17 protein-coding genes and 1 tRNA gene are annotated in these 19,526 nt (G+C 32.2%); 15 read left to right on the plus strand and 3 right to left on the minus strand.

Annotated elements, in window-relative coordinates; translation table 11 throughout:
- Positions 1-32: 32 nt before the first annotated feature.
- Together ACVC08_RS10985 and miaB are read right to left on the minus strand one after the other, a co-directional pair.
- Positions 33-989, minus strand: coding sequence for a hypothetical protein (locus ACVC08_RS10985; RefSeq protein WP_452602066.1), 957 nt, complete (start codon positions 987-989; stop codon positions 33-35).
- A gap of 12 nt (positions 990-1,001) precedes the next feature.
- Positions 1,002-2,447: a tRNA (N6-isopentenyl adenosine(37)-C2)-methylthiotransferase MiaB gene (gene miaB / locus ACVC08_RS10990; protein WP_452597196.1), complete on the minus strand. Its 1,446-nt coding sequence runs from the start codon at positions 2,445-2,447 to the stop codon at positions 1,002-1,004.
- Positions 2,448-2,585: 138 nt separating this feature from the next.
- Between miaB and ACVC08_RS10995 the strand changes: the two genes are divergently transcribed.
- The 10 genes from ACVC08_RS10995 to ACVC08_RS11040 all read left to right on the plus strand — a co-directional run bounded on the left by ACVC08_RS10995 (position 2,586) and on the right by ACVC08_RS11040 (position 14,809).
- The gene (locus tag ACVC08_RS10995; protein WP_452602067.1) at positions 2,586-3,350 is read left to right on the plus strand and encodes a hypothetical protein; all 765 of its coding nucleotides are present in this window, start codon (positions 2,586-2,588) and stop codon (positions 3,348-3,350) included.
- A 28-nt stretch (positions 3,351-3,378) separates the two neighbouring features.
- Positions 3,379-4,152 (plus strand): hypothetical protein, encoded by a 774-nt coding sequence (locus ACVC08_RS11000; RefSeq protein ID WP_452602068.1) that lies wholly within the window; start codon positions 3,379-3,381, stop codon positions 4,150-4,152.
- Between the two features lie 9 nt (positions 4,153-4,161).
- Positions 4,162-5,073 carry a lipid A-modifier LpxR family protein gene (locus tag ACVC08_RS11005; protein ID WP_452602069.1) on the plus strand — a complete coding sequence of 304 codons (912 nt, stop codon included), beginning with the start codon at positions 4,162-4,164 and terminating at the stop codon, positions 5,071-5,073.
- A 116-nt stretch (positions 5,074-5,189) separates the two neighbouring features.
- Positions 5,190-7,697 (plus strand): type I DNA topoisomerase, encoded by a 2,508-nt coding sequence (gene topA, locus ACVC08_RS11010; RefSeq protein WP_452602070.1) that lies wholly within the window; start codon positions 5,190-5,192, stop codon positions 7,695-7,697.
- A 3-nt stretch (positions 7,698-7,700) separates the two neighbouring features.
- Positions 7,701-8,867: a formimidoylglutamase gene (locus ACVC08_RS11015; RefSeq protein ID WP_452597939.1), complete on the plus strand. Its 1,167-nt coding sequence runs from the start codon at positions 7,701-7,703 to the stop codon at positions 8,865-8,867.
- 171 nt (positions 8,868-9,038) lie between these two features.
- Positions 9,039-10,403, plus strand: a complete 1,365-nt coding sequence (porK, locus tag ACVC08_RS11020) for a type IX secretion system lipoprotein PorK/GldK (protein WP_452602071.1) — start codon at positions 9,039-9,041, stop codon at positions 10,401-10,403.
- A gap of 67 nt (positions 10,404-10,470) precedes the next feature.
- On the plus strand, positions 10,471-11,103 hold the full coding sequence (gene porL / locus ACVC08_RS11025; protein ID WP_452598475.1) for a type IX secretion system motor protein PorL/GldL: 633 nt from the start codon (positions 10,471-10,473) through the stop codon (positions 11,101-11,103).
- A gap of 46 nt (positions 11,104-11,149) precedes the next feature.
- Positions 11,150-12,715, plus strand: a complete 1,566-nt coding sequence (porM, locus tag ACVC08_RS11030) for a type IX secretion system motor protein PorM/GldM (RefSeq protein WP_452598474.1) — start codon at positions 11,150-11,152, stop codon at positions 12,713-12,715.
- Positions 12,716-12,750: 35 nt separating this feature from the next.
- Positions 12,751-13,650 (plus strand): type IX secretion system ring protein PorN/GldN, encoded by a 900-nt coding sequence (gene porN / locus ACVC08_RS11035; RefSeq protein WP_452598473.1) that lies wholly within the window; start codon positions 12,751-12,753, stop codon positions 13,648-13,650.
- Between the two features lie 100 nt (positions 13,651-13,750).
- Positions 13,751-14,809, plus strand: coding sequence for an NAD(P)/FAD-dependent oxidoreductase (locus tag ACVC08_RS11040; RefSeq protein ID WP_452602072.1), 1,059 nt, complete (start codon positions 13,751-13,753; stop codon positions 14,807-14,809).
- Between the two features lie 9 nt (positions 14,810-14,818).
- Here ACVC08_RS11040 and ACVC08_RS11045 read toward each other — a convergent pair whose 3' ends face one another.
- Positions 14,819-15,199, minus strand: coding sequence for a DUF983 domain-containing protein (locus tag ACVC08_RS11045; RefSeq protein WP_452598471.1), 381 nt, complete (start codon positions 15,197-15,199; stop codon positions 14,819-14,821).
- Between the two features lie 132 nt (positions 15,200-15,331).
- Between ACVC08_RS11045 and ACVC08_RS11050 the strand changes: the two genes are divergently transcribed.
- The 5 genes from ACVC08_RS11050 to ACVC08_RS11070 all read left to right on the plus strand — a co-directional run bounded on the left by ACVC08_RS11050 (position 15,332) and on the right by ACVC08_RS11070 (position 19,333).
- Complete coding sequence (locus tag ACVC08_RS11050; RefSeq protein WP_452598470.1) at positions 15,332-17,239, plus strand: ATP-binding cassette domain-containing protein; 1,908 nt, start codon at positions 15,332-15,334, stop codon at positions 17,237-17,239.
- Between the two features lie 208 nt (positions 17,240-17,447).
- A complete protein-coding gene (locus ACVC08_RS11055; RefSeq protein WP_452602073.1) occupies positions 17,448-18,266 on the plus strand; it encodes a leucine-rich repeat domain-containing protein in 819 nt (272 codons plus the stop codon).
- A gap of 105 nt (positions 18,267-18,371) precedes the next feature.
- Positions 18,372-18,512, plus strand: a complete 141-nt coding sequence (locus ACVC08_RS11060) for a CPXCG motif-containing cysteine-rich protein (protein ID WP_452602075.1) — start codon at positions 18,372-18,374, stop codon at positions 18,510-18,512.
- A 118-nt stretch (positions 18,513-18,630) separates the two neighbouring features.
- Positions 18,631-18,703 (plus strand) — tRNA-Met (locus ACVC08_RS11065).
- Between the two features lie 126 nt (positions 18,704-18,829).
- Positions 18,830-19,333, plus strand: coding sequence for a JAB domain-containing protein (locus ACVC08_RS11070; RefSeq protein WP_452602074.1), 504 nt, complete (start codon positions 18,830-18,832; stop codon positions 19,331-19,333).
- Positions 19,334-19,526: the final 193 nt, after the last annotated feature.

Raw genomic sequence — 19,526 nt, forward strand, 5'->3', positions numbered from 1 at the left:
TAATTTATAAGAAAAATATTAAATGTTATTGTTTAGTTTACGTAGTTGAAAACTTCTGAGAATTCAAAAGATAAATCGCTTCCAAAATTGTATGCAATTGTTCTACTAGAAATTCTGTTTGCCGAATTATATTGTAAATTGAAATTATAAGCTGTTCCGTCTATATTTACACCATTCCAGTTTTTAGAAGAATGAAAATGTGCTAAAACAGATCCGATTTCGTCTTCGTATTCGTCTCCAAAAAATGATAAAAGATACTGCTCATCATAAACCACTTTTAATGGGCTGTTATTACTGTCGTAGGTATAAGTAGAGTTGGTGTTAGTTTCTCCTGCTCTTACACTGCTAGAGCAGTTGCCATCTGCATTGTAAGTTACTGTCTCTACTTGAATAGATGTTGTACCGTCAAAAGATTCTTTTTTTATTAATCTATTGCTAGCATCTGTTGTGAAAACTGTAGAAATATTAGAGCCTACTTCGGTTCTTGTTGCAGTATTTCCGCTGTATGTAAAATTGTAAACAAAATCATCATCGTCATCTTCAAAATAATCATAAGTTATTTGAGAAATTTTTCCATCTGTATAGGTTATAATATATTCGTTAGTTGTTACTCCGTCTGAGTTAACCGAAATATCACTAATAATTTGTCCTTCGCTATTTCTTGTATAAGTTTGCGTTTCTGTTTCTGCTGGAGCAGGTGGGACAGATACTTCAACAGTACTACTAGTTAAAATATTGTTTGCAATATTTAAATCAGATCGTGTAATGGTTTGTATAGGTGTGCCAAATAAACTAAATGTTACGTCTGTGTCTAGTTCGTAAAGGGATAGCGTTAAATCGCCACTTTCTGAGCCTCCGCCACCTCCGGTACCACCACCTGTGCCACCTCCGCCGATTGGATCAGCCTCAAAAAAGCCGCCATCTAAAGGTTCATTTTCACATGCTGTAAATAAAGATAGCGAAACGAATAATAAGAGTATTTTTTTCATAGTTATTATTGATTAATTGTTTTTTGATAACCCAATAGCTTCACCAATTAGTGTAGCTTTTGTGCAATCTGTTACTTTTACATTTACAAAATCGCCAATATTATAGTTTCCTTTTGGGAAAACAGCGACTATATTTTGGGCGCTTCTACCAGACCAATGCTCGCTAGATTTTTTTGAAGCACGTTCTATTAAAACTTCTACCGTTGTATTTAAATATTGTTTAGTCCTAAATTCACTATGTTTAAGTTGAAGTGCAATAATTTCGCTAAGTCTTCTACTTTTAACCGTTTCAGGAACATCATCTTCTAATTTACGTTCTGCTAATGTACCTGGTCTTTCTGAATAAGTAAACATGTAGCCGAAGTTATATTTTACATACTCTAATAAAGATAAGGTGTCTTTATGGTCTTCTTCTGTTTCTGTTGGAAAACCAGCAATAATATCTTGACTTATAGCGCAATTAGGTATAATTTTACGAATATTATCTATAAGTTCAAAATATTCTTCTCTAGTATGTAAACGATTCATGGCTTTTAAAATACGATTACTTCCACTTTGCACAGGTAAATGTATATGGTTACATATATTATCGTATTTAGCCATAGTTTTAATAACATCTAAAGACATGTCTTGTGGGTTAGATGTCGAAAAACGAATACGCATTTTTGGTTGTGCTTCTGCACAAATAGATAATAGTTTAGCAAAGTCTATAGCTGTAGCCTTTTGCATTTCTGTAGCTTTTGCAAAATCTTTTTTTAAGCCGCCACCATACCAAAGGTAGCTATCTACGTTTTGCCCCAAAAGGGTTATTTCTTTATAGCCTTTATTCCATAAGTCGTTTACTTCTTCTATAATGCTTTGTGGATCTCTACTGCGTTCTCTACCTCTAGTAAAAGGCACTACACAAAAGGTACACATATTATCACAACCTCTGGTAATAGAAACTAATGCAGTTACACCATTAGTGTTTATACGTACAGGTGAAATATCTCCATAAGTTTCATCTTTAGATAAAACAACGTTTATAGCGTCTCTACCATCTTCAACTTCTGCTAAAAGGTTGGGCAAATCTTTATAAGCATCTGGCCCTACAACAAGGTCTACTATTTTTTCTTCTTCTAAAAATTTACTCTTTAAACGTTCTGCCATACAACCTAATACGCCCACTTTCATTTTTGGGTTAGTACGTTTTACAGCATTGTACTTTTCTAAACGCTTTCTTACCGTTTGTTCAGCTTTATCTCTAATAGAGCAGGTGTTAACTAATACTAAATCTGCATCATCAAGACTTTTTGTAGTATTAAAACCTTCATTTTGTAATATGGAAGCAACAATTTCACTGTCGCTAAAATTCATAGCACAGCCATAGCTTTCTATAAAAAGCTTTTTAGTGTTTCCTTCCTTTTGTTTTAAAACAAGAGCGTCTCCTTGTTTGTTTTCGTCTATAATTTTTTCCATACTAAGTACCGATGCTACTATCAGTCAATAAGTGTGCAAAGATATAACTATTTTAAACATTATGACAAAGTGACATAGTGGTATATATGTTAAAAAGAATAATTACATTTGAAATACTAACTATTTAACAGATATAAAATGACATTTGAACAATTGCGCTCAAAAATACAGAATGCTCAACCTTTAGATTTTGGAACTATCTTCGATAGTTCAATAAACCTATACAAACAATTATGGTTACAGGGGTTTTTAACCATATTAATAGGTGCGTTAATAACACTACCAATAGCCTTTATGTACAGTTTGTTTTTAGGAATGTTTGGTTTGGATGTTGTTAATCCTATAGAAGTGGGAGATTTCAAGATAGATGGGTTGTTTAATTTTTATAGTGCAAGTGCTATATATAATATTCCAGTTACAATAATTTCGACAACTATAACTTTAGCGCTAACTTCAGCCTTTTACAGAATTTGTTTACAAAAAGAACAAGGCGAATCTGTGTCTGAGGACTATTTTTATTTTTTTAAAGGAGGACATTTAAGTAAAATACTAATACTTGCATTGGCCTATTCAGTAATAGCGGTAATTGCTCAGGCTTTATGTTTTATCCCCTATATATATGTATGTGTCCCTCTAATGTTTTTTTCTGTGATATTCGCATTTAATTCGGAGAAAAGCGTAGAAGAAATTGTAAAACTAAGTTTTGATATAGGAAACAAAAAGTGGTTAATATCTTTTGGGCTTCTAATAGTTACTGGTATTATTGCCTGTTTAGGTCTTTTAGCATGTATTATTGGTATGCTTTTTACGTTGCCATTGGTTTACTTTCCAGCATATTTTATTTATAAAGAAGTTGTTGGATTTAATGATAACGATGATATTATGAAAATAGGTCAAGAATAAAAACTAATAATGTAAATACTAATCAATAATGTTTTCAGAAATACAACTTAAAATACAAAATGCTAAAGAATTAGATTTTGGAGCCATTTTTAACCAATCTATAGAATTGTTTAAGAAAATATGGGTACAAGGTTTGGTTACTGAGTTGTTAAAATATGTTTTAATGATTCCTTTGATGTTTGTACTTTATATTCCTTTAATTTTATTCGGAATTATTGGAGGAGAAATGATGGATCCACAATCTATAGAGGAGGGCTTGCAAGCAGAGGGGATTGCTTTTATAGTGTTCTTTTATATAATGATGCTTGTAATTATGTTTTTTGCCGTTATTATTGTTTTTGGTATGCAAGCTAGTTTTTATAGAATGTCTAAAGCTAAAGATTATAATGAGGTAATTGGGGATGATTACTTCTATTTTTTTAAAAAACCTTATTTAGGTAAAACGATAAAGATAGGGGCCGCAGGAGCGGGGATTTATGTGTTAGCAATGTTGCTTTGCGTTTTCCCTGTGTTTTATGTTATGGTTCCTGTGGCATTAATAAGCGTGATTTATGCATTTAATCCAGAACTAACCGTGTCTAATATTATTAAACTAGCATTTGATTTAGGCAATAAAAAATGGTTAATTACTTTTGGTTTAATAATCGTATCTTCTTTGTTAGCTCAAATAGTAGGGATGTTTATGTGCTTTGTAGGAGTTTATGTAACTATCTCATTCGCTTACCTACCACAGTACTTTATTTATAAAGAAATTGTTGGTTTTGATGATAAAGACGACATATTAAAAATAGGAAACGAATAATATTTATTTTTGAAAATAACCATACTCTCTTTTTTAACCTTAATTAGTGTTTGCTTTTCGTATACTCAAGATGTTAATGAAGCTTTAGGTTTTGTTGTAGAAAATGATAAAATGGTTTTGTTAGACCGCTATTATACTAGTGGCCTATTTGTAAATTATAAAAGAAATCTTGAAAATAATTTTTTATTTAAAAAAGATTCAAGTAATACACTACAGCTAAATGTAACAATAGGAAATGAAACCTACACCCCTAAAAATTTGCGTAGTTTTAATACACAATTATTTGATCGTCCGTATGCAGGATGGTTATTTTTAAAAACAGAACTAGTTAAAGTAAAACGAGCTAATATGCTGTCTTTAGGAGTAGAAATGGGTATTACAGGAGAAGAGTCTTTAGCCGGAAAGCTACAGACTTGGTTTCATGAGTTTTTAAACATAAACGATAACCCAACTTGGCATCAAGAAATAGAATTTAAGTTTTTACTAAACCTTAATGCAAAATATATTTTAAATACACAGATAAGTAATAAACAAAGCTTACAATATATAGGAAGCGCAAGCATAGGAACTAAGGATATATATATGGAGTATGGTGTAGATTATTTTGTAGGTAAATTTAATGCGTTACAAAATACGTCACGCCTAGAACTAATAGATAAAACTAAACAAAACGAATTTTTTGGATATTTAGGGTTAGCGTATAGATATGTCGCACACAATACTTTAATACAAGGAAGTTTAGATTATGAGGATGCACTTTTTACCTCAAGAATAAAACATCACTTGTTAAAATTTAAAGTAGGCACAGTTTTGAAAATAAGGAACAGTACTTTTAAATTGGGGTACAATTTTAATACAAGAGAAACACCAAAAGCAGCAACCCATGCATATGGGACATTAAGTTTTTATCAGAGTTTTTAATATAAAAATGGGCAAATGAAATAAAATAAAATGTATTAAAAATGAAGCTTTAAGAACTTTTAATTAGGTTCGTATATTTTTTTTCACATACATTTGTACATTCAAAAAAATGAAGAATGGCGAAGAATTTAGTTATAGTTGAGTCACCTGCTAAAGCAAAAACTATAGAGAAGTTTTTAGGAAAAGACTTTAAAGTAGAATCTAGTTACGGACATATATCCGACTTACCCTCAAAAGAACTAGGTGTTGACGTAGATGGCGATTTTAATCCAAAATATGAAGTATCATCAGATAAAAAATCTGTTGTAAAAAAACTTAAAGAATTAGCAAAAAAAGCAGAAACGGTTTGGTTAGCTAGTGATGAAGATCGAGAAGGAGAAGCTATTGCATGGCATTTAGCAGAATCTTTAAAATTAGATAAAGAAAAAACAAAGCGAATTGTATTTCATGAAATTACAAAATCTGCAATCCAAAAAGCGGTAGAAAATCCAAGAAGTATAGATTACGATTTAGTAGATGCACAGCAAGCACGTCGTGTATTAGATAGAATAGTAGGTTACGAGTTATCACCTGTGCTTTGGCGAAAAGTAAAAGGAGGGCTATCTGCAGGAAGAGTGCAATCTGTATCTGTAAGATTAATTGTAGAAAGAGAACGAGAAATTCAAGACTTTAAAACGGAAGCCTCTTATAGAGTAGATGCTGAGTTTTCTAACGAAGCTGGACAATCTTTTAAAGCAAAGCTACCTAAGGCTATTAAAACAAAAGAAGAAGCAATAGCTTTTTTAGAAGCAAACACAAATACGATATTTAAAGTAGAAGGGTTAGAGAAAAAACCCGCTAAAAAAGCACCTGCGGCACCATTTACAACATCTACCTTACAACAAGAAGCCTCTAGGAAATTATACTTTTCAGTAAGTAAAACTATGACTATGGCGCAACGGTTATACGAAGCCGGTTTAATTACTTATATGAGAACAGATAGTGTTAATCTATCTGATGAGGCAAGAAAAGGCGCGCAAGAAGAAATAGTAAAAGCTTACGGGAAAGAATATAGTAAAGAAAGAAACTATAAAGGGAAAGCAAAAGGAGCGCAAGAAGCTCACGAAGCTATACGTCCAACAAATTTTGCAGCACATTCTGCAGGTTTGGATTATGACCAAACACGTTTGTATGAGTTAATATGGAAACGTGCCATTGCATCGCAAATGAGTGAAGCACAATTAGAGAGAACTAATGTTAAAATTAGTGCAGCTTCTCATAATGATACATTTACAGCAAATGGAGAAGTTATTAAGTTTGATGGATTCTTAAAAGTATATTTAGAAGGAACCGATGATGATGATACAGAACAAGATGGAATGTTACCAGCATTAAAGGTAAACGAAACATTACTTAATAATCATATAACGGCAACACAACGTTTTACAAGACCGCCATATCGCTTTACAGAAGCATCGCTTGTTAAAAAATTAGAAGAGCTTGGTATAGGGCGTCCATCTACATACGCACCAACCATTTCAACAATACAAAATAGAAAATATGTTGAAAAAGGTACAGTTGAAGGTGTAGAGCGCGATTACACGCAATTAGTAATGAAAAATAATGCTGTTAATGAAAAATTATTGACAGAAAAAGTAGGGTCAGACAAGGGTAAACTTGTTCCTACTGATATTGGAATGATTGTAACCGATTTTTTAGTAAATCATTTTGAGACTATTTTAGATTACAGTTTTACAGCAAATGTAGAAGACCAATTTGATGATATTGCAGAAGGTAAAGCAGATTGGAAAAAAGTAATGAAATCTTTTTATAAAGATTTTCATCCTAAAGTAGTAGATGTTCAGGAAAATGCAGAAAGAGAATCAGGCGAGCGAATATTAGGAGAAGACCCTAAAACAGGAAAACGAGTAAGCGTACGTTTAGGTAAGTTTGGGCCAATGGTGCAAATGGGAACTGTAGATGATGAAGATAAACCAACTTTTGCTAGTTTAGGGCCAGACCAACAATTAGGGAGCATTACCTTTGAAGAAGCTATGGATTTATTTCAGCTTCCAAAAAAACTAGGAACCTATGAAGATGAGGAAGTTGTGGTCAACAATGGGCGCTTTGGTCCTTATGTAAAACATGGCAAAGCTTATATTTCTTTACCTAAAGGAAAAGATCCTTTAACAGTAGAATTAGATGAAGCTATTGTATTAATAAAAGAGAAGCAAAAAGCAGACGCTCCTATTTATATATATAAAGAGTTGCCTGTTCAAAAAGGAAAAGGACGTTTTGGACCATTTATTAAATGGAACAACATGTTTATTAATGTAAATAAAAAGTACGATTGGGATAACCTTTCAGAAAAAGACATTATTGAATTAATAGAAACAAAGATCCAAAAGGAAATTGATAAAGTTGTTCATAATTGGGAAGAAGAAGGTATTAGAGTAGAGAAGGCAAGATGGGGAAGGCATAATATCATTCAAGGTAAAGTAAAGATTGAGCTGCCTAAAACAGTAGAAGCAGCAAAACTTACTTTAACAGAGGTAAAAGCAATAATAGAGAAAAACGCTCCCAAGAAAAAAACAACAGCTAAAAGAAAAACGGCAACAAAGAAGAAAACAGCAAAGAAAAAATAGTAAATGAATTTTAATTTTTTATCTCCTGTATCAGATATAGTATTAGCTCATAACGAGCTTTTATCTATGCAAGCTATTGGAAGAAAATTAAGAGTACATTCACAGCAAGATGGAATTCCAGATTTAGAAAACGTTTCAATAGCCATACTAGGAGTTTTAGAAAATAGAAACGATGTAAACTATATAGGAGAATCATTTGAGTTAAACGAAGTAAGAAAATCGTTTTACGCATTATTTCCAGGAAGTTGGAATACGCATATTGCAGATTTAGGAAATATTAATGCTGGTGAATCTGTAGAAGATACCTACTTTGCATTAAAAACGACAGTAAGTATACTAATACAAAAAAATATTATTCCAGTTATATTGGGTGGGAGTCAAGACTTAACTTATGCAGTATATCGCGCATACGATAATCTAGTTCCAATGGTAAATATTGTAAATGTTGATTCTAAGTTTGATCTAGGAGACTCAGCTAAGCCAATAAAAAATACAAGTTTTGTTGGGAAGATTATTTTAGATCAGCCATATAATCTATTTAATTATGCAACATTAGGATATCAAACCTATTTTAATTCGCAAGAAGAAATAGATCTTATGGAAGCTCTATATTTTGAATCCTATAGATTAGGAGAAGTTTCAAACGATATAACAATCGTAGAGCCTGTAATGCGAGATGCAAATGTTGTTAGTATAGATTTAGGATCTGTTAAAGCCTCAGAAGTAAGCTTAAAGCAAAGACTATCCCCTAATGGATTAAATGGAAAAGAAATATGTGCGGTTGCGCGTTATGCAGGAATAAGTAATAAGGTAACAGCATTTGGTATATATGAGTATAAACCATCTTATGACGATGAAGTAACAGCAATGCTTATAGCACAAATGTTATGGTATTTTATTGAAGGTGTTAACTATAGAGTGAAAGATGATGATTTTGTAAGTGGAAATAATCATCAAAAATTCATTACATTAGCAGACTCTCAGGAATTAGTGTTTTATAAAAGCACAAAAACTGGGAGATGGTGGATAGAAATACCTTTTTTATCAAATGTTAATAATAAATTAAAAAAGCATACGTTATTACCATGTACACATCAAGATTATATAGATGCGTGTAATGGCAAGATACCAGATAGATGGTATAAGGCGTATCAAAAAAATAGCGTTTAAGTAAAAAAGTTAAATGTTAAAGAAATTAAGACAACTATCGTTAAAGAGTTTGTTTTTAACGATTAAATGTATTTTTTTTTACAAAAAAAGTTGTTTTTTAAAAAATATATAAATATGTTTACGCTCTTAAAAAATTAAGAGTAATTAATTAACCTCGAGTTTTCTATGAATATGAAGAAGTTTGTATTATTAACGGCAGTTTTGGCACTTTTAGCAAGTTGCGGCTCTAAAGATAAGGGTCAGTTAGTAGGTGTTAAAGGAAAAAAATGGCATCCAGAAAAACCCTACGGGATGACTTTAGTGCCTGGAGGGGCATTTATAATGGGTAAGGCTGATGATGATTTAGCTGGTATTCAAGATGCGCCGGCTAAGACGGTTACTGTTGCCTCATTCTACATGGATGAAACAGAAATAACTAATAGCGAGTACCGTCAGTTCGTAGAGTGGGTTAGAGATTCTACTATTAGAACAAAATTAGCAATATTAGCAGATGAAGTTGGTGAGACAGATCCAGACTCAGATGGTATTGGGCAATTTGCATTTAAAGATGCAGATACAACAGATATGACTCCTTATGAAAAGTATATGATAGACAACTATAGTGGTCTAGGAGAAACAGGTTACGAAGGAAGAAAGTTAAACCATGATGTGGATTTAATTTTTGATACTGCTGAATATCCAGACGAATACTATGTTGAAGTAATGGATACTATGTATATTCCTTTAGAAGAATCATATAATGGTCAACGTACTTGGGATGTTACTAAATTTAAGTTTCAATACACTTATATGGATATTCAAAAAGCGGCTAACGACAGAAGTCTAAGACGTAAAGATGTTATCATAAAAGAAGAAGTTGAAATTTATCCAGACACAACAGCTTGGATTAGAGATTTTGCATACTCATATAACGAACCGATGCATAATGATTACTTCTGGCATGATGCCTACAGTGATTACCCTGTAGTAGGAGTAACTTGGAAACAAGCTAAAGCATTTTGCGAGTGGAGAACATTATATCACAATGCATACAGAAAACAAAAGAAAATACATAATGTAAGCCGTTACAGGTTACCTTCAGAAGCACAATGGGAATATGCTGCTAGAGGAGGTCTGCAAGCTGCTACTTTCCCATGGGGAGGGCCTTATGCTAAAAACGATAGAGGTTGCTTTATGGCAAACTTTAAACCATTACGTGGAGATTATGCAGCAGATCAAGCATTATATACAGTAGAAGCAGATGCATACGAGCCAAACGATTTTAACCTATACAACATGGCTGGTAACGTTGCAGAATGGGTGGACTCTTCTTACGATCCATCATCATACGAATTCGCATCTACTATAAATCCAAGTGTTAACGATAAAAACAACCACCGTAAAGTTGTAAGAGGCGGATCGTGGAAAGACGTTGCATACTTCTTACAAGTAAGTTCAAGAGATTACGAATACGCTGATTCAGCCAGAAGTTACATCGGATTTAGAACAATTCAAGATTACATGGGAACAGATGTAACAGCTAATGCTAGACGATAATACATTGTAAATATATTACCTACTTAAATAACAAAAATTAAAATTAACTACTTAAAAATTAGAAATTATGGCACAAAAAGGGAAAATCTCGTCAATGAATATGGTCTATGGACTAGGAGCGGCAATCGTTATTATCGGAGCACTTTTTAAAATCCAACACTGGCCTTATGGATCACTTATCTTAACGATAGGGATGATTGTTGAAGCAGTCGTATTTACAATATCTGCATTCGAAAGACAAGCAGGAGATTTAGATTGGTCTTTAGTTTACCCAGAATTAGCTGGAGGCGTTGCAACTAAAAAAGGAAAAAAAGAAGAGCCTAAAGATGCAGAAGGTTTATTATCTAAAAAATTAGACAACTTATTAAAAGAAGCAAAAATAGATGGAGAATTAATGGCTAGCTTGGGAACTAGTATTAAAAACTTCGAAGGAGCTGCAAAAGGAATATCTCCTACTGTAGACTCTATCGCTGCAACTAAAAAATATGGTGAAGAAATGTCTTTAGCTGCTGCACAAATGGAATCTTTAAACAGTTTATATAAAGTACAAATGGAAAGCGCTAATCGTCAAGCGGCTATTAATGAAGAAGCAGTAGAAAATGCAGCTAAATTAAAAGAGCAAATGCAATCATTAGCATCTAACCTATCATCTTTAAATGGTGTTTACGGAGGAATGTTATCTGCAATGAACAAAAACTAATTAGAAGTTAGTATAAATTATTAATAACTAAAAAAACTAATTAGAAATGGCAGGAGGAAAACAGTCCGCAAGGCAGAAAATGATTAACCTGATGTACTTGGTATTCATTGCAATGATTGCAATGACAATGTCAAAAGAAGTATTATCTGCATTCGGGTTAATGAACGCTAAATTTGGCACAGCTAATGAATTAGCTGCAGCTACAAATAATGGAATCCTTGAACAATTAAAAGGAAAAGCAGAAGAAAAACCACAAGAATTTGCAGTAGTAGCTAGTAAAGCACAGCAAATAAGTAAAGTATCTGATGATTTTTATAAGTTTTTAGAAACTGTAAAAGAAGAAGATATTATTAAAAAAGGTGGTTACGAAAGAGACGAGAAAGGTGTTTTACCATACGAGTCTATGGATAAAGGTGATAAACTTAACGAGTTATGGTTTACTGGAGATCGTTTAACAAAACGAGGAGAAGAAATCATGGCTGCTATTAATAAGTATAAAGCCGATATTAAAGGTATTGTTGGTGAAGACGTTAAATGGACTAAAGTAATAGAAAGCTTTGAAAATCGTTTTGATTTAAGTGATGTTACTGATGGTGAGGGAGTAAAGAAAAAATGGTTAGATTATCATTTCCAAGGATTCCCAGCTATTGCTTCTTACACGAAATTAACAGCAATGCAAAACGATATTAAAGCTACAGAAACTAACATGTATAATGGATTCTTAGGAAACCTTGTTACAGAAGCTGTATCTTTAAAGAACTATAAAGCAATTATTTTAGCTGATAAATCTGCATTCTTTGCTGGAGAAAAATTCCAAGGTAGAGTTGTATTAGGTAAATATGCTAATGTAACACCAACTAAATTAATGGTTCAAGGAAAAGAAATTGACTTAGCTACAGCTATCGATTCTACAGGAGCAGCTACATTAGATTTTAATGTAGGTAATGTTGGAGAGCATGATGTTGAAGGTAAATTTACATTCTTAGAAGACGGTAAACCATTAGATATTCCTATTGTTGGAAACTATGTTGTAGTACCAAGACCTAATTCTGCTACAATATCTGCAGATAAAATGAATGTTGTATATCGTGGTGTAAATAACCCAATGACTATTTCTTTCGCTGGAGTACCAGATAATAAAGTATCTGCAAGTGCTTCTGGATTAAAAAGAGCAGGAAAAGCAGGACAATATGTAATGGTTCCAACTTCAGGTAGAGAAGTTACTATTAATGTTAGTGCTACTTTAGATGACGGATCTAAAGCTTCAGATAAAAAGACTTTTAGAATTAAAGATATTCCAGTACCAAGCGGAGTAATAGCAGGACAACACGGATCTTTCAAATTACCAAGAAACAATGTTGAAATAGGTAAAGTAGAAGCTAAACTTTTAGATTTCGATTTCGATTTACCATTAAGAGTAACATCTTTCAAATTTAAAGTGCCTGGTCAACCAAGTGTTACAGTACAAGGAAACAGATTAAACGGACAAGCTAAAGGCGCTTTACGTAAAGCTAAGCGTGGATCTACAGTTCAGATTTTCGATATTAAATCTAAATCTTCTGGACCAAAAATCAAGCCAGCAAATCCAATTATTATAGAGTTATCAAACTAAACTTTATAATTGTTAAAAATTAAAATTATTTTAGAATGAATTGTAAATCATTATTATCAGTTGTTTTTGGATTATGCTTAGCCTCTGGCGCATTTGCACAAGCTAACATATTAAATGCTAAAAGTCCTGATGAAATAGGAGTAAAGACAGAAGCGCAAAAGGCTATAGATAACGATAACCCGTTAGAATATGGTTATGTTGGTGATAGAGATATTATGTTCGCTAAAATGACTTGGGAGAAAATAGTTCTTGATGAGCGTGTTAATTTTCCTTTGTACTATCCTGTAGATACTAATAATATTGGATCTAACAGACGCTCTCTATACGATGTTTTAACAAAAGCAATTAGAGATGGTAAAATAGAAAAAGTGTATAACGATTCTTATTTTACTGGATTACGTACTAAAGAAGAATTAAGAGACATTACCACTAAGATTGATACATTACCTGTAGGTTACGATCAATTTAATGCAGATGGTCGTGTAGATCCTGAGTATATTACAAAAAGAACAATTGCATCATATGATGTTAGTGCTTATTTAATTAAAGGACTATGGTATTTTGATAAGCGTCAAGGAGAGTTAAAGTATAGATTATTAGGGATAGCACCAGCTGCTCCAGATGTTAACTTTATTGATTCTAACGACGAAGCAAACAAAGAGCCAAATCCATTATTTTGGGTGTTTTTCCCAGATGCTAGAGATGTACTGCACCAAGCGAAATCATTTAACTCTAAAAATAGTGCTGTACCATTTTCTTTCGATCACATTTTAAACGCTAGACGCTTTAATAGTGTAATTTTCAAAGAAGAAAATGTATATGGAGATAGAGAAGTAAATGAATACATTGCAGAAAACGCATTAATGCAATTGTTAGAATCTGATAGAATTAAAGACAAAATCAGAAACTTCGAATTAGACATGTGGTCTTACTAATCACATTTGCTATATAATTTAAAAGCGCTCACTGAAAAGTGAGCGCTTTTTGTTTTATTTAATTTGACCTTTAATAGCTATAATCCATTATCTTCGTAGTATGGAAGACCAAAAAGAGTTAGATTATATCATTGTAGGATGCGGTTTAGGAGGGATAAATTTTTGCGAAAAATTAATCGAAGCAAATAAAACATTTGTTGTTTACGATAACGAATCTCAAAAATCATCGGCAGTAGCAGGTGGTTTATATAATCCAGTAATTTTAAAGCGATTTACCAGTGTATGGAAAAGTAAGGAGCAACTCGATTTGGCACTACCTGTTTATAAAAATATTGAAAAACGCCTTAATACTAAACTAGACTATAAAGTTCCTGTATATAGAAAATTCGCCTCAATAGAAGAACAAAACAACTGGTATGCTGCATCAGATAAGCCAAACCTTAGAAGCCTATTATCTACAGTTATTCATGAAAATAAAAATGAATATATAGAAGCCGCATTTGGTATGGCAGAAGTGTTGGGTACAGGAAGAATAAATACTAAATTACTAGTTAAAAACTATAGAGAGTTCCTAAAAAAGTCACAACAATTAGTTATAAGTGACTTTAATTATGAACTACTAGAAATAAAGGATAATGAAATAAGTTATAAAAAAAACAAAGCAAAATGTATTGTTTTTGCTGAAGGTTTTGGTTTAAAACAAAACCCATTTTTTAAAGAGTTGCCTTTAACGGGGGTAAAAGGTGAATTATTAACAATACATGCACCAGATTTAAAATTAGATTTTGTTTTAAAATCTAGCGTATTTATAATACCCATTGGAGAAGATTTATACAGAATAGGCTCTACGTACGATTGGAAAGATAAAACCAATACAATTACTAAAAAAGCCAAAGACGAACTATTAGAGAAGCTAAAAACGCTAATTAAATGTGATTACGAAGTAGTTGACCAAGTCGCAGCAATTAGGCCCACAACAAAAGATAGAAGACCATTAGTAGGAGAGCATAAAAACCATAAAAATGTTTATGTCCTTAATGGCTTAGGAACAAGAGGCGTAATGATTGGCCCATACATAGCTGACGAATTGTATAATTATATAGAAAATAATAAGGCGCTGAATTCCGAAATAGATATAAAACGCTTTGAAACAAAGTAGTTACAAATACTATTTAATATTAGACTTATCGTAACTCATAAAAAGGTTAATCCATATATTCCTTGAAACCCTCATAATTATTGGCATAAAAGCAATTAATGTTATAACTATAGCCCCAAAAGCAACTTTTAAGCTAGTTTCTAGAAGCAAATAACTAACAACAAAAGCAGCTACAGCAAAAGCTATACCTACGCCATAACTAATATACATAGAACCGTAAAAAAACGAAGGTTCAATCTTATATTTTGTGTTGCAATGACTACAGCGCTCATGCATATCTAAAGCTTCGCGTAAAACATACGGGTTTGTATTTGTATACATAGATTCGTTATGGCACTTTGGGCAAACCCCCTTTATGATGCCATATAATTTAGTTCCTTTTTTAAACATATAAATTAATGTACTTTTGCAATCTCGTTAAAGAAAAAATAATTGATTTTAATAAGACTCTTAACTGTTTAGCGTTATATGTACAAAGTTAAGTTTTATCTATTTAAAATTTTATAACAAGAGACACATTCTATGCTTAATATTCATAATTTATCAATCTCCTTTCAAGGAGAATATCTATTCGAAGACATTACCTTTAAATTAGGAAATGGAGATAGAGTTGGACTTATAGGTAAAAACGGAGCAGGAAAATCTACAATGCTAAAAATATTGGCAAAGGAATTAGAACCAGATTCTGGACAAATTGCAGCCGATAAAACACTTAAAATAGGCTTCTTAAAACAAGATATTGATTTTGTTTTTGGTAGAACAGTATTAGAAGAGTCGTACGAAGCTTTTACAGAAATAAAAACTTTAGAAGCTCAAATGGAAGATATTAATAATCAACTAGCCGAGCGAACAGATTATGAGAGTGAAGCCTACAGTCAATTAATGATAGACCTTAATGAAATACAACACCAGTATGAAATTTTAGGGGGGTATAACTATCAAGGAGAAACAGAAAAAATACTACAAGGACTAGGTTTTAAACGAGAAGATTTTAATAAGTTAACCGATACGTTTTCTGGTGGGTGGAGAATGCGCATAGAGTTAGCGAAGCTATTATTACAAAGTAACGACATATTATTACTGGATGAGCCAACCAACCACCTAGATATAGAATCTATTATTTGGCTAGAAGGATTTTTAAAAAACTATTTTGGAGCAGTAGCAATTGTCTCTCACGATAAAATGTTTTTAGATAATGTTACTAATAGAACAATAGAAATTTCACTTGGTCGTATATACGATTATCCAAAACCGTATTCAAAATATTTAGTACTAAGAGAAGAAATAAGAACACAACAATTAGCCTCTCAAAAAAATCAACAAAAACAGATAGAGCAAACAGAGAAGCTTATTGAAAAGTTTAGAGCAAAAGCATCTAAGGCAACAATGGCACAATCGCTTATAAAAAAACTAGATAAAATTGAGCGTATAGAAGTAGATGAAGACGATAATAGTGTGATGACCTTAAATTTCCCTGTGTCTATAGTGCCAGGAAAAGTTGTTGTAGATGCCAATGCAATTTCCAAAAATTATGGAGATAATCAAGTATTGTCTAATATAGATATCATGATAGAACGTGATATAAAAACAGCTTTTGTTGGGCAAAATGGTCAAGGGAAATCTACACTAGCAAAAATTTTAGTGGGAGACATACAGCATGATGGAGATTTAAAACTAGGTCATAATGTACAAATAGGTTACTTCGCACAAAATCAAGCAGAATACCTAGACGGGAGCAAGACCGTATTAGATACTATGATAGATGCAGCTAACGAAACTAATAGAAGTAAAGTTAGAGACATTTTAGGCTCATTTTTATTTCGTGGTGAAGAAGTAGAAAAGTATGTTAGAGTATTGTCAGGAGGAGAACGCAACCGCTTAGCACTGGCAAAATTAATGTTACAGCCGTTTAATGTGCTAATAATGGATGAGCCTACAAACCATTTAGACATAAAATCTAAAAACGTTTTAAAAGAAGCACTACAACGTTTTGAAGGTACATTAATATTAGTATCTCACGATAGGGATTTCTTACAAGGACTTACCAGTACGGTATACGAATTTAAAGACCAGAAGGTAAAAGAGTATTTAGGAGATATAGATTATTATTTAGAGCAGCGTAAAGTTGAAAACTTAAGAGAAGTAGAAAAACGAACAGTAGTTAAAGCAACGCCCAAAGAAAGTAATAAACAATCCTACGAAGCGCAGAAAAAACTAAAATCACTTAATAATAAATTAAGTAATGTAGAAGCAAAAATCAATCAGCTAGAAAAAGAAATAAAAGAAATAGATGTTGAGTTAGCTACTAACTATGATGAAGTGGTGGCAGACCCTAAATTCTTTGATAATTACCAAGCAAAAAAGGATAATTTATCTAAACTAATGGAAGACTGGGAAGTAGTAACTATGCAAATTGAAGACTTTTCTTAACTTTTTTAACGATAGTAAAATAAGCTACTTTGGAGTCTTAGACCAATTACAGGAATGTTTATATGTTGTTCTTTAGTTTAATTTGTCGGTATTCTAGCGTTTTTTGTCGGATTCAAATATTATATATGTGTATTTAATCGTTAAAAATTGGTTTTAAGCGTTTTTTTAACTAAATTTGATAATAAGTGATTTTAAATCAATTTGTTAAATGAAATCGATACAACTAACTATAATTTGCCTTTTTTCATCAATATTAGCATTTGCTAATGTGCCTGCAAGTGAGCAAGAAGCTTTGTTAGCATTATATAATGCTACACAAGGAGAAAAATGGAATGTAACTTGGGATTTAACAAAAACAGCAGATCATTGGCATGGAGTTACAATTAAAAATGATAAAGTTGTGGCTTTAGATTTATCCTTTAACAATCTTCAAGGAACAATACCAAACGAAATAGGAAATTTAACGAATCTTAAAAATATAAATCTAAGCTTTAACAAATTAGAAGGTGAAATACCAACTAGCATTACAAAATTAAAAAACTTAGAGACATTAGAATTATTTTTAAATAAACTAGAAGGTGAAATTCCTTCAGAACTAGGAACTTTAAGTCAGTTAAAAGTATTAACACTATACAGTAACAAATTAGAAGGAAATATTCCTGTAACTATTACAAACTTAGTTAACTTAGAAGTATTACAATTAGGAAGTAATTTTTTAACTGGAGTAATACCAACACAAATAAAGGAGTTAACCAAGTTGAAAAAGTTAAGCTTGATAGATAATAAACTAGAAGGATATATTCCAGTAGAGTTAGGAGAATTATATCAGCTAGAAGAGCTTATTTTAGCAGAAAACAACTTAATTGGGCATTTGCCATTGCAATTAGGACGCCTTAAACATTTAAATACTTTAATGGTAAGCGATAATAAGTTAGCCGAAAATTATGTAAGTGTAGTAGATGATAAAGCTAGCATTTCTAAAAGTTTACTAACAACGACTAAAACGTATGTTGTAGAAAGAGATTAAATCTAGAAATTATAATAATATAAAATAGAGACAGCTAACTTTACCGTTAGCTGTTTTTTTGCTTATGATAGAACATTTTTTCAATGCCCGTATTGTTGGGAAGAGATCTCGATGCTATTAGATAATAGTGTTTCTAAACAAACTTATGTAGAAGATTGTGAGGTTTGTTGTAATCCAATACAAATAACACCGCAATTTACAACTATGGAACTTGTTGGCTTTGAGGCGATAAATATTGAACAATAATTTTTTTTAAAATAATGCTTGTTATATCTAAAAAGGATTGTATATTTGCAGTCCGAAACAATTTGATCGGCATTATGAACCGAAAGTTAAAAGCTAAGTAAATTGTTAAAGATTAAATCGCGGGATAGAGCAGTAGGTAGCTCGTCGGGCTCATAACCCGAAGGTCACTGGTTCGAGTCCAGTTCCCGCTACTAGTAAAGACAAGGCTTCACACAAATGTGAGGCCTTTTTTTATACCCCCACCTAAAACATACCTAAAACATTTTTAATTTTTATGTGCGTATTTTTTATTTTGATGATGCAGCATAGTGTTTTCTATGACGCACACTCTCAAAACCAATATTAGCCAAATTACCCTTTCTTATAAAAATAAGGTCAAGGCGAAAGATCGACCTAAAATCTCATCATCACATGATGCGCATCAATTGTTTCGTGAGAATTGGAATGATTTAACAATTCAACTTTATGAAGAATTTAAAATTCTCCTTGTTGATAATAGCAATCGATGTCTCGGCATTGTTCAAATTTCACAAGGCGGAACAACAGGCACATTCGTTGACCCAAAACTTGTTTTTGCCACCGCGTTAAAATCCCGCGCGCGCGGGATTATTCTCGGCCATAATCATCCTTCAAGCCAGTTAAAATCAAGTCTAGCGGATAGAAGTCTAACTGAAAAACTTGTGATAGCAGGGCAATATCTTGATATTGCTGTTTTAGACCATATTATTTTAACCGAAGAGGGCTATTATTCTTTTGCCGATGATAGTTTGATTGACACCTATTCAAATAAGGCTACACGGCAATTAAAGGCATCAATGTAAATCTTTTTTTTCTAAAAGATCTTCGGGGTCTAAAATATCCTCAATGGATAAAACTGGACATGCTATATTTGACAGGACAGTAAGAAGCGAGTTTATATATTTATAAACTTTAATAAAATAACAATGTCAAAACCACGAAATTTTTACACCAAAGAATTTAAACATAAAGCTGTAGAGCTTAGTTATGCAAAAG

The sequence above is a fragment of the Pontimicrobium sp. MEBiC06410 genome (assembly GCF_053601615.1).